This window comes from Paenibacillus sp. F4 (assembly GCF_002894905.1).
Classification (GTDB): domain Bacteria; phylum Bacillota; class Bacilli; order Paenibacillales; family Paenibacillaceae; genus Paenibacillus; species Paenibacillus polymyxa_B.
Genome location: NZ_POVS01000006.1, coordinates 518,889 through 533,741, shown reverse-complemented (window position 1 = coordinate 533,741; position 14,853 = coordinate 518,889). Strand labels below are relative to the sequence as shown.

At 36.6% G+C, this 14,853-nt stretch carries 14 protein-coding genes; 2 read left to right on the top strand and 12 right to left on the bottom strand.

The genetic code is table 11. From position 1 onward, the window contains the following. Window positions 1-16: 16 nt before the first annotated feature. Both C1T21_RS04960 and C1T21_RS04955 read right to left on the bottom strand, forming a co-directional pair. On the bottom strand, window positions 17-1,594 hold the full coding sequence (locus C1T21_RS04960; protein ID WP_180984548.1) for a glycosyltransferase: 1,578 nt from the start codon (window positions 1,592-1,594) through the stop codon (window positions 17-19). Beyond that, window positions 1,581-3,647, bottom strand: coding sequence for a glycosyltransferase (locus C1T21_RS04955; RefSeq protein ID WP_103047439.1), 2,067 nt, complete (start codon window positions 3,645-3,647; stop codon window positions 1,581-1,583). Before C1T21_RS04955 ends, C1T21_RS04960 begins: the two co-directional genes overlap by 14 nt. Before the next feature lie 250 nt (window positions 3,648-3,897). On the opposite strand from C1T21_RS04955, the gene C1T21_RS04950 reads away from it, so the two are divergent. Together C1T21_RS04950 and tagD are read left to right on the top strand one after the other, a co-directional pair. Beyond that, window positions 3,898-5,391: a CDP-glycerol glycerophosphotransferase family protein gene (locus C1T21_RS04950; protein WP_258012361.1), complete on the top strand. Its 1,494-nt coding sequence runs from the start codon at window positions 3,898-3,900 to the stop codon at window positions 5,389-5,391. A gap of 13 nt (window positions 5,392-5,404) precedes the next feature. Then, complete coding sequence (tagD, locus tag C1T21_RS04945) at window positions 5,405-5,797, top strand: glycerol-3-phosphate cytidylyltransferase (protein WP_023990663.1); 393 nt, start codon at window positions 5,405-5,407, stop codon at window positions 5,795-5,797. A gap of 69 nt (window positions 5,798-5,866) precedes the next feature. On the opposite strand, the gene C1T21_RS04940 is transcribed toward tagD, so the two are convergent. From C1T21_RS04940 to flgK, 10 genes are all read right to left on the bottom strand, one after another. Next, complete coding sequence (locus C1T21_RS04940) at window positions 5,867-7,819, bottom strand: glycosyltransferase (RefSeq protein ID WP_103047437.1); 1,953 nt, start codon at window positions 7,817-7,819, stop codon at window positions 5,867-5,869. 20 nt (window positions 7,820-7,839) lie between these two features. Beyond that, a complete protein-coding gene (locus tag C1T21_RS04935) occupies window positions 7,840-8,178 on the bottom strand; it encodes a hypothetical protein (protein WP_103047436.1) in 339 nt (112 codons plus the stop codon). Continuing rightward, on the bottom strand, window positions 8,178-8,564 hold the full coding sequence (gene fliS / locus C1T21_RS04930) for a flagellar export chaperone FliS (RefSeq protein WP_023990666.1): 387 nt from the start codon (window positions 8,562-8,564) through the stop codon (window positions 8,178-8,180). Before fliS ends, C1T21_RS04935 begins: the two co-directional genes overlap by 1 nt. Window positions 8,565-8,598: 34 nt before the next feature. Further along, window positions 8,599-10,077, bottom strand: coding sequence for a flagellar filament capping protein FliD (fliD, locus tag C1T21_RS04925; protein ID WP_103047435.1), 1,479 nt, complete (start codon window positions 10,075-10,077; stop codon window positions 8,599-8,601). 18 nt (window positions 10,078-10,095) lie between these two features. Beyond that, entirely contained in the window at window positions 10,096-10,458 is a 363-nt protein-coding gene (locus C1T21_RS04920; RefSeq protein ID WP_023990668.1) for a flagellar protein FlaG, read from the bottom strand. Window positions 10,459-10,606: 148 nt separating this feature from the next. Next, entirely contained in the window at window positions 10,607-11,377 is a 771-nt protein-coding gene (locus C1T21_RS04915; protein WP_023990669.1) for a flagellin N-terminal helical domain-containing protein, read from the bottom strand. Between the two features lie 187 nt (window positions 11,378-11,564). Further along, entirely contained in the window at window positions 11,565-11,801 is a 237-nt protein-coding gene (gene csrA, locus C1T21_RS04910; protein ID WP_023990670.1) for a carbon storage regulator CsrA, read from the bottom strand. Further along, complete coding sequence (locus C1T21_RS04905; RefSeq protein WP_103047433.1) at window positions 11,801-12,250, bottom strand: flagellar assembly protein FliW; 450 nt, start codon at window positions 12,248-12,250, stop codon at window positions 11,801-11,803. Before C1T21_RS04905 ends, csrA begins: the two co-directional genes overlap by 1 nt. A gap of 83 nt (window positions 12,251-12,333) precedes the next feature. Further along, a complete protein-coding gene (gene flgL, locus C1T21_RS04900) occupies window positions 12,334-13,242 on the bottom strand; it encodes a flagellar hook-associated protein FlgL (RefSeq protein ID WP_103047432.1) in 909 nt (302 codons plus the stop codon). Between the two features lie 23 nt (window positions 13,243-13,265). Continuing rightward, window positions 13,266-14,846 carry a flagellar hook-associated protein FlgK gene (gene flgK, locus C1T21_RS04895; RefSeq protein ID WP_103047431.1) on the bottom strand — a complete coding sequence of 527 codons (1,581 nt, stop codon included), beginning with the start codon at window positions 14,844-14,846 and terminating at the stop codon, window positions 13,266-13,268. Window positions 14,847-14,853 lie beyond the last annotated feature (7 nt).

Below are 14,853 nucleotides of genomic sequence, written 5' to 3'. Positions count from 1 at the left end.
TTTTTCACCTCACAGATCACTTTACTAATAGTTCATCCAACGCACTGACTAACTTTTCTTTAACTAAATGTACTTCTAGTGTTTCATCTAATTTAAGCTTTTGATAAAAAAATATAATATCTAATGAAGATTTTATATAATTTATTATAGTTTCTTTAAAAGTAAGATCATTCTCAAAAAAGCCATTTTTTCGCGCTTCATTAATAATACATAACCATTCATCTATGCCTAATACTTTATATTTAGGATTTGCCTGATTTTGACCACTATGCTGTCTAAAATAACTTAATGGTTCTGTAAGATAGACAACATCTCCCTTCTCCATTAATGAAAGCCATGTAGCAAAATCATTAATAACATTAAATTTATGTTCATGATAAAACCCGAATCGTTTTACATCCTTCTTACGAAACATTGCTGTGGTCGGCTCTCCAATAATATTCCAAGTTTGAGACAACATAAAGGAACCAAAAGTTTTTCCATTTATTATAGTATTTTCTTGAAAAAACAATCTAGTAGACGGCTTACTAGATAATACCTCCCCTGATTCGTCAATTAATTCCCTGAAAGAGGTGACCAATGATACATCATCATGCGAATGTAATTTATTTACCATTTTTTCTATTTTTTCAAAATGAAATAAATCATCATCCATTAAAAAGTTAATATACTCTCCATTCGCCATATCATATATTTTATACCAGTTCTCCAGTCCTAAATTTGTCTCATTTTTGTAGTAACTAACATTATTATATTCTAGTAAATAAGGTTCTATTGCTTTTTCAACCTCATTATTAGTACTGTCATCACCAATAATAATCTCTATATTTTGATATGACTGATAAAGTGCACTTTGCAAGGCTAGTTCCAAATAAAAAGGCCTGTTGTATGCTGGAATTAATACACTTACTTTTGGCAAAAATTTAGTTCCATAATGTTTTAAAAACACCTTCCTTCCTTCAGGGCATTTCCTATCCTCGCTCTCACTGTCAGAAATTATCCAAGGCTTGTGTTGTCTAGGGACAGCTACGCTGTATCCTGCATCGCTAAATTCAAAGCACTGGGCTATATCATAATAGCTATTAGAAAATAAATCATCACGCCAAATTAAATCATACTGAGTAATCATAATGCGCCCATCAATAACCTGAACGCAATCATGATTTATTTCTCCCGATACATTCCTGTTATTGGCTCCAGTTGCGATGTCTACACCATTTTGATTGTAACAATATAAAGAGCCATATTTCTTCTCGTCATTTGCATCTTCCCAAAAGCAGCTAGGAGGTAAAGACTCTGCCCCAATGACACCAATCATACCTATTTTATGATTTCTCTTAAAAATCCCGAGACATTCTTCCATGAATGTTTTATTAATAATAAATGAATCTTGTTTTAAATATACTTTATATTTAGCAGAAGATTGTTTCATAGCTTTGTTATACACTGAAGCAACATTTTCAGTACTATAAATAGGTATAATTTCCACCTCAAAGCCATCTGGTTTTGAAAGGGAATTAATGTACGAAATACACTCTTCACACAAAAACTCATTATTATAAATAATAATAAAACAAACTTTATTCTCTTCCATAATTAATATGCCTCTCAATCTCTTCTTGTAGGCTAAAAACATCTGAATCCGGTTCGATGATTTGCGCAAGAAATCCCAAAGCTTCATTAAGTTCTCCGTATTTATACAAAATGTAGCCCAAATTATACAGAGTGTTCTCATCAGCTGAATTCAGAACATATGACCTTTCTAACAAGGGAATTACAAACTCTTGTTCCCCCATATTAAAGCATGTGACCGCAATTTTATTTAATGTGCCATTTTTGTCTATGATATCGAATGAAACAGAGTCAAAAATGTCTTGAATAGAAATCAATCCATTTCCTAATAACTGAGCTAACTCATTACTAGCCTCTTCACGCTTCACATCGTTTTCAATTCGACGAAGTAGAAACTTAGCCTTACTATCAACCATTCTTTTTCTATAAATATCCTGTTGGATTTTAACAATCCATTTACTTATTTGTTCATTATGATGCGGGATTTTTTTAAGCCAGCACAGCGTTGATTCATCATCACCAATTGAGTACATAACCGTTGCTAAATTAAGCAATGTCATCGAATTAGATGGCTCCAATTCGTATGCTCTAACTAAATAAGGTAGAACATCATCCAATTTTCTTCTTTCAAAGTTGGAAATCCCTAAATGATTCAGTAATGGTATTACAGATCCCTTATAACTTTCAATCGAGCTTAAAATTTGTTCTGTAGAATATTGAAATAAAATAGATGTATTAACTTTATCTAAATTATTTTCTAATTCACTGAATTGCAGCTGTAAAATTTTATGTTTTTTATTTTTCCATGCTTTAACCAAAAAGCTTGATGCTTCAAATTCCTGAGGAAACTGAACTTCATGGGTAATTTTTTCAGAAAAAGAATTATACTCTTTTTTATCGTTACTGATGACATAGTTAACATCTAATTCTTCAAAACCTGCATTTTCAAACATAGTACCTATTTCTGTTAAACTCCAAAAACTTTTATCTGCCTCTAAGCCTTTTCCTAAAATCAATTTTTCAACAATCCTAAAACTGTTTATATTTAACATTTCCACGATAAGTTGACCATGATTTTCAAGCAAGGTTATTGATTTAGAAAGTGTCTCCTCAAAGTTTTCTAAAGAAGCTAAAATAATATAATTGAATTTATTGTTTTGTATACTCAAAGTTTTTAAAGACGTATATAAGTGAGCATAGGTATTAAATTGCTCTTCGTTAAAATTCGCGTCATAACCGTATATCTCAGCATTGGGAAATATCTGTTTCAGCTTTAGAACAGTAGCCCCACAACCCGAGCCTATTATTAAAATTTTAAATATATCTTCACAAGATTGATTTATTAGTTGAAGAATATTCGATTGTACCCTTGTTTTCTCAACATCAAATCCCCACTTGATTCCAAAATTACGTTTTGAATTATTATCGTTTTTCTCCAAATGTATTCCATGCTGATACACAAAAACATTCCTACATACAGCTGTTTTCCAACCAGCTTGATTTACACGCAAACAAAAATCAATTACTGCTATCTCCCCATCTAATTGCTCATCAAAATAACCTACAATATCAATTAAACTGTTTCTAGCTAGTAAGCAAAAACTTGATATTGTCAGTTTGCTTTCAATGTTTATTTCTTGATTAATCCCACTTGCATTAATGTGCATTCTTTCATCGGTGATAAATTCCATAGGGGTTGAGTGCCCATTTTCATCCAGGTTAGTAGTTGGTCCCACTACACCAATTTTATTGTCATAATCCAGTGATTGATGTAATAATTCCAACCAATTTTCTGTTACTAATGCATCATTTTTTAAAAGTAAAAATGATTCTCCCACAGCCATACGTATCCCTTGGTTCCATGCCTGTGGCATAGTAAGTTCATTATTAAAAAACAACACTCGCAAATTAGTTTGACCTGCCAACCATTCCCTAATTTCCAAACAACTTCCGGCATCAAGAATAATTATTTCGTATGTTCCTCTTTTGGTGAATTTCTCTATGCTTCGAATTGAGTCTTGTAGGTATTCCAAACGTTCTGAAACGCTCGACATAATAATGCTTGTATTAATCATGAGACCTCCCTAATCCTTGAGGGAAATCATAAATCTCTATTTCCCATATGATCAATTAATATTAGTTATTAGAATCCCACTATTAATCTTCTATCCTTATTATCGGTTTTTTCTTCTCACTTCAAGAGGCTTCTTAACAAATATGTAAAATGAATGTTTTTCCAATATAATAGCTTTATGTACACCACTTTCTAACCGATAAATAATATAAAGGTCTAAAAATCGCCATAAGAAGGGACCCAATATTTATATGGATAAAATTAAAATTACTATGTTTCACCTGTCATCCTCAGGTTCTAATAACTATTATCTTTATCATGCCGCTACAAAAGAACTGCTTGCCAAATATGAAATTGAACTTTTAACAGATAGACAGGCATTATATAACCGATATATTGACCATAGTGACGTGTATATTACAACACATGGTGAGTATTCTTCAAATTACGATAAGATCAACATAGACATGTGGCATGGATTTCCACTAAAGGGTATGGCTAAAATGGACAAACAAGAAGAAATTTCAGACACACATATTCATGAGCATTGGGCCAAAATGGATATGATTATGTCCTACTCTTCTCTCTATAATACAGCCATGAACGCTTGTAATGGAGGGAACATCAGCCAATATCGAATCACGGGACTACCTAGAAATGACGCCTTGTTCTCCCCCCACTCTAAAAAAAATTTAGAAAATCTTTTCCCTAAAATCAATATGGACACAGGTTCTGTCATATTTTTCATGCCGACATTTCGCAAATCCTTTGTGACTCCTGATAAACTCGAAGGGGGGAAAAATTTCAGTAATATTTTTGGTTTTTCTGAGATGCATCAACAAAATTTTATAGAGTTTTTAGAAGAAAACGATATAACACTTGTTGTAAAGCTGCATCCTTTTGAGGAAAAATATTTTACAGAAGAATTAAATGCTCTGTCATCGGAGCATATCATTATTTTGAATGACAACCTGCTATCAAAAAATGGTATGGACCTCTATGATATTCTAGGCTCTGCCGATATACTCATTACTGATTATTCTTCTGTCTATATTGACTATCTCTTGCTGGAGCGTCCGATTTTGTTCTTACCAACCGATTTGGAGGAATACAAAGGAAATCGAGGTTTCCTATTTGAACCTTACGATTTTTGGACTCCAGGACCAAAAGCAACTACCCAGCATGAATTACAGGATACTATAAGTCGTTTCCTGGTCGAACCAGACTGGTACAAGCAAGAAAGAAGCACCATCTTGACATTGTGCCACAAATACCAAGATCATCATTCGGCATCACGTATATGGGAGCTCGTTGATCAATATATTGAGGAGCATCGTGATGTCATTCAACAAAACAGAGAAATCTTTTATAAACATAAACAGTTACAGAGTCAAATTAAAGCCAAAATTAACGAAATGATTGAACTTGGACAAATTGCACAAGCCAATCAAGCTATACAGCAGTATCTCGAAGACAATGCTGCAGACTCAGAAATCTATGCGATGAATGGTATGCTCCACTTGTTAAATAACAACCCACAAGAGGCAATAGAAACTTTCGAGATAGGGCATCGGGCGTTTCCATGGGACGAGGATCTGATTTATAATATGGGATATGTATATGAGTGGATAGGAGATAAGACTTCTGCTCTAACTCATTATCAAAAGGCATTAGATCAAAGTACTCAACCCAAGTTGACTTCATTACTTCTTGAGAAACTTTCGACACTATCTTCTGGTTCATAAAGGGGGGGTAACCTTGAAAAAAGTAATCACATATGGAACGTTCGATCTACTTCACTATGGTCACATTCTTTTATTTCAAAGAGCCCGCGCCCTTGGTGATCACCTCACCGTAGCCCTTTCTACAGATGAATTTAATACAATTAAAGGAAAGGCAGCTTATTTTCCTTATCATAAACGAAAAATGATGCTTGAAGCTATCAAGTATGTAGATGCTGTTATCCCGGAACACTGTTGGGAGCAAAAAGCATCTGATATTTCAAACCTTCATATCCATACTTTTGTAATGGGCGATGATTGGAAGGGAAAATTTGATGATTTAAAAGCTTATTGCGAAGTTATTTATTTAGCACGTACACCCGATATTTCTACGACTTCAATCAAAGACAGTCTGCAAAACTCCATTTAGTATCAGTTCACTCTTTAAACAGACAGCGCGTACCTATGAAGAATAGGTACGCGCTGTCTGTTTAATTTCTTAATTTATGAATTTTCTAACAAAAGAAATACTCGAAAAATCAGGAAATTCAGAGATAAATTTATCAATATACAACCTCTTCTCGTGCTGTCCTGCGCTACGAATCAAGAAGTAGTACAGATGTCTAGCTTTAGGTTGCAATTCTACAAGCTCTTCAAGAAATTCTTTGGCTTCATCATAATGACCATGATTGAGATGATAAAAAGCCAAATTTTCCAAGCTTGTGGCATCTAATTGTCGTTCCACTAATAGGACTGAGTAATAGTTCATAGCCATTTCAATCAAATTTAAACCATAAAAATAATTAGCCAACATATTGATAAGCTCTGCGCTTTTTACAGCCTGTACAAAGTTATCAAAAAGTTCATAATTCTTTATAAGAAAGAGCTGTTTAGCTACCAAAAATAACGAGCCCGAATATTCTATTAGCATTTGTGAATCATCAATTTGCTCTCCCTTAATAATCTGAGAAATCAATACATTCACACTCTGGATATCTTCATCCTCACCAAAATAGTTACTATTTAGGAATCTAATATCACTCCATATTAAGGAACCAAGTACAGTCTGTATCCATAATTGTTGCTTATCTCCCTCAGTTACCTTTTTCACAGCAGAGCAGGCTTCTTCCCAGCTTTTTTTATCCTGCTTCATCACAGCGATTCGTATGTGATCTGAATTGGTTAGGGAGTCATCGTCTTTCAAAAAACTAAGATAGTAGGATGCCATTTGGTCCTGTCCTAATGCCAGCGAAACTTTGTAGATTAGTGTAATATCTGATCTTTTTTCTACATTGAAGTGCTGATTAAGAAATTCAATGATTGTGTTCTCACTTTCATTTTGACAAAGCCATTCGATTAAACGCAGTAGAACCCTAGGATGTTTATTATTTTTATTCAAAAGTATGGAAAGCCAGTAGATTGCCTGCTGATTATCATTTAAACGGAAATATAAAGATATCAATTGCTGAACTGGGGTTTCAAAACTATACATCGGATCCACCAACCAAAACTCTTTTTGGTTAGCAGCTCTTTCTTCAGCTATACTTATCGCTTTTAAATAACAGGAGATCGCTTGTTCAAAAAAACCCAAGGTTTCATAATGGATTCCTTTAATTGCATAGTACTCCGAATAGTCCTCGAATAAGGATAACTTATCTTCAGTCCATTTCCACGATAAATGGAGCCTATCCTGTTTATAATACAAACTTATAAGCCCAATTAAACAATGCGGATACCAAGCTACTTTAGAACTAGTTCCTTTAAGAGCACGCTCGTAGCAATCCGTAGCTTCAACTTCATTTTTAGCGTAACGATATTGGTTTCCCAATGTAAACCAGTCATATTCACTCATGTTTTGGTGCTTCTTCATTTCATTAAAAATGGACATATTACGTTCATGTTTATTCTTTTCAACAACTCGTTGTTCCTGATAGCCTGTATGATATATATTTAATTCCAACTTTTTATGAAATAACTCTTTTGATGAGCCCCTAGTCAACTGCTCGTGGATCGGCCTTTCAAAAAATATGCCTTTATAATTAGGAAACAACCGTGTTACGGGGGAGGTCGTTATTTCATCCTGAAACTCTTTTTCCCCCGTAAAATTGATAATAGGTAGCGTATATGCCAAATTTTCCACAGGTATCTCTCTATCAAGAAAATGATTCCATTCATTATAGTCATCTAACGATAGATATTCATCCGCGTCCATCACTAAAATCCATTTCCCAGTGGCATGCCGGATGGATTCATTCCGTGCTGCAGCAAAATCATTGGACCATTTATAATCAAAGATTAGATGAGTATATTCTTGTGCAACCTTTTTTGTTCTGTCTGTAGAGCCTGTATCGACGATGACAATCTCATCAGCAATAGACTTTATACTATCTAAACAACGTGCCAGCAAGACCTCTTCATCCTTAACAATCATACATACACTAAGTCTCTTCATTACTCTACCAACCTTATTTGTTAATTCTTACGATCAAAAAACAAGCTGTCCGGCGTATAACTTGCATTGTATGCTGATTTCTGTTCTTGAATAGTCCCTTGCTTAAGAAGCCATTGGCTTGCTTCTACTTTCAGTCGGTTCATTTTCTTTAGAATACCTGCATCAAACTTGCCTAATTCCCTTAACTTTTCTTTTTCTTCCTGGGTAAGGACATTTTTGAACTTCATAATATTCTCAACCAATCTTTCTCTTTTATCAGTAAAAGCAACCAACTCTTCATATTGTAACTGATCAATTTTATCCACTATTTCTAAAACACTAGATTCTAATTCTTGTATTTCGCGATGAATAGTGTTCATTAAGCCTGCTCCATGCCAAGATTAAGTGATTTACCAGCTTCTTCCCAAGCCCCTCTTAACTCTAACAAATAGGACAAAACTTCGTTGGCTGGCGCCTTATCCTTCTTTAAATTGGCGTTAATCAATCGGTGTAGCATGTATTCATACACCTGAAAAAGTGTCTTAGCAATTTGATAATCATAGTTAAGAGCAGCAATCAGTTCATTAATAACAGCTTGTGCTTTACACAAATTTATATTTGATTTTTCGTAATTCGATTCCTCAATACCAGATATCCCCATACGAACAAAACGAATAGCACCATCATAAAGCATCAATAGTAATTGAGCCGGAGAAGCCGTTTGCAATTGGGTTTGTTGATATTTTTGATAAGGTGAATTAATCAAAGCTTGATCTCTCCTTTAAATAAGAATTAATTCATTAAGATAACATACTTGAAAGACTTGACGAGGTACTATTGTATTTATTCATGGCCGTCTCCATAGCTGTGAACTGTTGATAATAGCGGTTTTCAATCATCGTCAATCTGTCTTGTAAGGCATCAATTCGCTTTTCATAAGCTGTTAATTGATCGCCCATTTCACTTTTTGGTTGAAACGCAGCAGACAGATCGCTGCTAATTTTGGATGTTCCCGCTTTATCTGCCAAGCTTTGCAGAGATACTTGATCCGTTTTCTTTAACCGACTGAAAATGCCGTCTGTTGACGTATAATTTTTGGTAGAAGACGTATCAACTTGTCCAAATAATGCGGTCACTTTCTCTGGCGTAGTTTCAAGAGCTGTGCGTAGCTTTTTCTCATCCACATACAGCTTCCCTTTCTCACTATATCCACCAGTTGTAATACCAAACTGAGCTAAATTCACCTTTTCTCCGTTTGGAAGAACCACATCTGATATGATCGCCGATCTCATATCACTAATTGTTTTATCTACAATGGAATCATTTTTTAACATTCCACTTTGGGCTTTGCTTTCCCAGAGCTTCACTTCATCATCGCTCATATCTTTCTTTTGATCTGTGGTTAAAGGTAAAAATTTACGATACCGCTCTTCACTTGTCTTTTGATTAAGTGTAGACAAAGTATCATTATAGGCCTCCACAAAAGACTTAATCGTATTCACAAGCGTGTCAACATCCTGTGAAACTTCAATTTGTGTCGACTGACCTGTCGGAGTAGTCCCATTCAAACTGATCTCGACACCATTAACTGTGAAACGGTTTGATGTCTGCTCTGTTACTAGTCCATTAATTTCAACAACTGCATTTTTACCTTTCACTACGTTAGCCGACTTCAAACCAAAGCTTTGTTCAAGCAGTTCTCCTCCTAATATAATGTCTTTATTTCCAGTTTCTTTGTTGGTCAAGGAAATTTTCCCCGAGGAAGCATCATATACAGCTGTAACTCCCGCTTTTGTACTTTTATTAATTTTGGACACCAACGAATCAATAGTGTCATCAGATGTAAAACTTATGGTATCAGACCCAACGATAATACTGGTCTCTGCACCCGTGTATATATCTGATAACTTTGTTGAACCTGGAGTGGCACTTACCGTCCCTCCAGAAGATACAACATTAGATGCAGATGCTAAATTTGTTACCTTAACATTTAATACAGAGTTTGCAGATGCACCTGTAGCTGTTGCAGTTAGAACATTAGAAGCACCTGTGACAGTAGCTTTCTTTGAATCAATAGCGCTGCTTAAGCTGAAATTTGTTAATTTTTCATTAAAACTCACTAACTTTGTGCTTACTTGACGATATCCGTCACGCTTCCACTCTGTCTGTTGCTTTTGCTGATTCAACTTATTTAATGGAATATTTTCTGTAGTCATTAACTTTTTGACCATTGAATCAATATCCATACCAGAAGCCAAGCCGCCAATTCTTAATGTCATACTAATCCTCCTAAGTTATTAAGCTTTTTTATCAATAATAAGTCCGTTCATTTCCATGAAGTTCGCTGCTACATCAAGAAGCTTTTCACGTGGGACTTCTCGAATTAGATCGCCTGTCTGTTTGTCGAATACTTTAATCATAATTGCGTGAGTCTCCTTGTGAATGGAAATCTCAAACTTCTTTTCCGGCCCCTGCACAGCTCTAATCGCCTTTTCTAACTGCTGGAGAGCTTTTTCCTCTTCTCCAGACAGTCTTTCAATTGATTGGTTGACGTTTTGCTGATTTATGGCTGTAATTGATGATTCATCAGAGCTAACCTTGGGCGAAATAAATTTCGCTTGTTCTGGAACTGGACCAAAACCCGAAATACTATTATCCACAATTTACCCTCCCTACGTGCTGAAACATCATCAAGAGCATTTTATAGTTTCTTATACTGTTTATATCGGAAATTAAGAGTTATTTATGAAGGGAATAACAAAAAAGAGACCTTGGAAATCAAGGTCTCTTCTAATGAAAAAGTATAGATTAACGAAGTACAGACAAAATACCTTGTGGAGCAGAGTTTGCTTGTGCCAGCATCGATTGGGAAGCTTGCAGCAAGATGTTGTTTTTGGACAAAGCAACCATTTCTTTAGCCATATCTGTATCACGGATACGGGATTCAGCAGCAGTCAGGTTTTCTACAGTAGTACCAATGTTATTGGATGTGTACTCCAGACGGTTTTGGACAGCACCCAATTTAGCGCGCTCGGAGGAAACATTTTTAATAGCAGTTTCAACTTGAGCGAGTGTTGTGTTGGAACCAAGCGTACTGAATCCAGTAGTACTGATGCTTCCGATAGCAATTGTACTTGTAGCTTTGTCATTCACAGTAATATTTGCACCTTTAGTGATGCTAATACCGTTAAATGTTGTTTTAGTCATAATTTCATCGATTTGGTCACCCAATTGCTCCAGCTCTTGGTTGATGTTTGTTTTGTCAGCGGAGCTGTAAGTACCACTCGATTTTTGAACATTCAGTTCTTTCATACGAGTCAGCATGGAGGATACTTCGTTCATTGCACCCTCAGCAGTTTGTACGAAGGAGATACCATCTTGAGCGTTACGTTGAGCTTGCTCCAGACCACGGATTTGACCGCGCATGGATTCGGAGATGGACAAGCCAGCAGCGTCATCAGCAGCACGGTTAATGCGCAGACCGGAAGACAGTTTCTCCATATTTTTACTTGTTGCACTTGTGTTAAGACCCATGTTGCGGTGTGTATTCAATGCCGGAATATTGTGGTTAATAATCATTGTAAATTTCCTCCCTGAAATGGTTTAATGCCCACATCCTTGTGGTATGAACGTCTTCACAGGTCGGCCGCCCTGAAGAATTACCGTTCTATATTATATATCGACCTTTCACACAAAATTGTTTATAGCATTCTAAAAATTTTCTTTAGTATTCTTCCAATATCAGCAGCCCATATTCATTTCTTTACTAAGTATTGCTTCCCTCTCCCATCTCTAACATGGCATTCTTAAGAGCTTCAAGGTCCATAACTGCGTTTTGATTGTTATCCTGGATTGCATCAAAAATCTCTTTACGATATATATCTATGTCTTTGGGTGCTGATATGCCTATTTTTACGTTATCACCTTCAACGGAAAGCACGGTTATTACAATATCATTATGGATAACAACAGACTCACCTTTTTTTCGGGATAAAACAAGCATCAGGATTCACCACCCTGCTCTTTATGTCTTAACTTCTGCCACAATGTACTTCTTGTAGTATAATCGGTATTTTGTAAAACAATCTGTTTGCCAATAGACTTCTCCACATTGAAAATTAAAGGTGCTAGTAAATTGACTGTTATCTTCTCCTTATTACTATGCCAAGTCACAATACAGCGAACTGCAATCTGCTCTCGATCTATTATACCGATATCTGCAAGCGCATCACTGGATAGTTCAAACTCATAATCAGGTACAAAATCAAATGGATTGACCGTAATAAAGGTGACCGTCTCCTCTTCTACAGCGCTCAAAATACTGAATAACTCATTATGCTCTTGTAGCTTATATTCGCGTAAATGCTCAAAACCAGGTAGTCCCTTAGGAAAAGCAAAAACTAATTCTTCATTAAGCCATCTTTTTTTATCTAATTCAGATTTCGGGGTCATTTTTTATCCTCCTTAAAAATCAACAAAAGAGCTACGGATTTCCATCCATAGCTCTACAATACAAATGTCAAAGATTCTAAAGATTAACGCATAAAATCCATTAAAGAAGGTTGCATGATCTGAGCAGATGATTTCAAGGCTGCCTCATAAATAGTTTGGGCAGAGGTAGCCTGAATCATCAAGCTTGCAATATCAGCATCCTCAGTTTTGGATTGCAGGGTCGTCAAATTTAGATTCCGGTCGTCAAGACGGGATTGAACCAGTTCTACACGGTTTGTGCGCGCCCCAACTTCAGACTGACTAGCCTGCATTTTTATGAAACGAGATTCAACATTTGTGGACTGAGCTGCAATAGCACTATAACTACCACTAGCCAAGGCCGCACTCAAGTTATCCATAATTTTAAAAACGTTATCCGTATCCGTTGACGCTCCAAAAAACTCACTTCCAGAAGTATTCACCCGAAATGTAGATTGATCTCCAATTGCATAATTCACAGCTCCTTGATCCGCATCAATTTGATCATAACTTGTCACAGTACCGGACAGCTCGTAAGGGGCCTGGTCATATTTTTGACCGTTAAAGATATATTTGCCACGAATTTGGCTATTTCCGATATTGGTCATTTGTTCCTTAAGCTGATCCACTTCCAACTTAATTGCATCCAATCCGGATTGGGGGACAGTTTCACTTGAAGCTTGAACCGTCAGCTCTTTTAACCGCTTCATGACATCTCCAGCCTGCTGCATAGTAGAGTCTGTAAAATCTAACCAGCTTACGGCCGCATCAGCATTACTGGAATACTGCTCATTAGAAGCCAACTCAGCTCTGTAGCGAAGGGCATAAGTCACACCCACTGGATCATCTGAGGGTTTATTGAGTTTGCGACCAGTTGTAATCTGATTTTCCATTTTACTCATATTGTTATAATTACGATTCAGGTTACTGAGCGTCTGCATACTCATCATCCCCGAGGTTACTCGAATCGCCATACACTACCTCCTACTAATCTAAATTAGAGCCCTACACGGCCTGTACTATTAATCAGCTTGTCCAGCAATTGATCGAATGTCGTCATAAAACGAGAAGCCGCACTATAAGCATGCTGAAACTTGATCATGCTGGACATCTCTTCATCCAGGGACACCCCGCTGACAGACTGTCTACTTAAATCCACCTGTTCTGTCAAAAGTTGTGCGTTCTGTGACTGACGTTCCGCCTCCTGAGTCTGTACTCCAAGTTGTCCAACAATAGAGCTAAAATAATCATCCACCGACGTCGGAGTTGATAGAGCAGTCCCAAAATCGAATTTCACATTTTTTAAGTTAGCCATAGCCATAGCTAACGCATTATTACCGAGCACTACTTTCTCATCTGTCGTTCCTGTCCCATCTACCCGTAATGAGGTCGCAATTTTATTAGGATCACTTTGTATATCAGGATTTAATGTAATATTTCCAGCTGTAATCGCGGCACCGTCTTTAGAGGTAAAAAAGGTATCACCTTTGGTAGGAGTTGTCCCACTAATTGTATAGCCCAACTGATGAAGTCCATTGATACCTTGGACAGTAACTTTCAAATCGTTTGTTAAAGTCCGGTTATTATTAGCATTAGAGTAGGTAACCGCTGTATTATTCGGTCCCGTATTCAATACCGTTCCTTCTGGAAGCACAGTTCCTTTAGGAAGGGTAACTTCAATATTTCCGTTGGCCAATGTGTTTGCCAATTGGTTTATCTGATTTTTATAATCCGTTACATATCTGTCACGTGATAATACCATTCCGTAAACTTCACCGCCAGTCAAGGTGCCTCCTGCGAAAGCAGCCTGAAGACCATCTGCGGTTAATGGTGTAACCGCGGTACCAGTTACAGCTATTTGTCCCGCTACTGTTACCTGATATCCCTCATCTAGTTGAGTAACCTGCACATTAGCCAGTTTAGACAATTTATCAATCGCATAATCTCGCTGATCTCTCAAATCATTTGGATTATCTCCCAATGATTCCAACTTGGTAATGTTCCCGTTTAAATCAGCTACAGATTGTAATAGGGAATTCATCTCTGTTGTCTTCAAAGTAATATTATTGGTTAAATCGGAATCTAGCGCGTCAAGCTGCTTGCTTGTCTGATTCAACGCATCCGTCAGAGCCAACGTAGTCTCTTTTACAATTTTACGGTTAGTTACGTCCTGAGGATCTTGACTTAGATCCGACCAAGCATTCCAGAAATTATCCATTACTTTGCGCATACCTGTGTCAGAAGGCTCATTCATAATCGTTTCGAGCTTATTCAAAGTGTCGTAGCGGATACTCCATCCACCTAAAGAGGAGTTCTCATTACGATACTGGTCATCTAGAAACGTCTGACGGACGCGCTCAATAGCAGTGAATTCAACCCCTGTACCCATTTGACCTCGTACAACGGAACGATTTAAACCGTAGGCTTCCATAGAATCCGAGGCCTTCATACTAACCACTTGTCTGGAGTAACCAGCTGTGTTGGCATTTGAGATATTGTGTCCGGTTGTATTAAGTGCTGCCGTTTGTGTGTTTAAGCTTCTTTTCGCTGTTTCTATACCATGAAATGTTGAGACCATGTTTTCC